1 protein-coding gene is annotated in these 410 nt (G+C 73.7%); it reads right to left on the bottom strand.

Annotated features, from left to right (window positions below):
• Positions 1–410 (bottom strand): glycoside hydrolase family 15 protein (locus tag G3I71_RS48905; protein ID WP_239149824.1); only part of this gene is annotated, 410 nt, incomplete at both ends.

The raw sequence follows: 410 nt of genomic DNA, 5'->3' as shown, positions 1-410 counted from the left end.
ATGCCCAGCGCGATCATCACCTCGCCCACGACGTCGGCCTGGTACTGGTCGGCCGCGCCGTTGCCGATCCGCACGGGCCGCGACCCCTCGTACCCGTCGAGGTGGTCGAGCTCCTTCTCGTCGAGCTCCCGCTCACCGCCCACGCCGTACATGATCTTGACGTCGTCGGCGTCGCCCGCGACCGCGCGCAGCAGCCAGTCGCGCCACAGGCACGCCCCCTCGGTGAGGCCGTGCGCGACCGCGACCTCGATGGTCAGGGCCGCGTCGCGCAGCCACACGAACCGGTAGTCCCAGTTGCGCACGCCGCCCAGCTCCTCGGGCAGCGACGCGGTCGGCGCCGCGACGATCCCGCCCGTCTCCCCGTGCGTGAGCGCGCGCAGCACCAGCAGCGAGCGCAGCACGAGCGGGTC

Origin of the sequence: Streptomyces sp. SID12501, from assembly GCF_010550245.1 — a bacterium.
Lineage (GTDB): Bacteria > Actinomycetota > Actinomycetes > Streptomycetales > Streptomycetaceae > Streptomyces.
The sequence above is the reverse complement of the archived record's forward strand: the minus strand, read 5'-3'. Positions and strand labels throughout refer to the sequence as shown.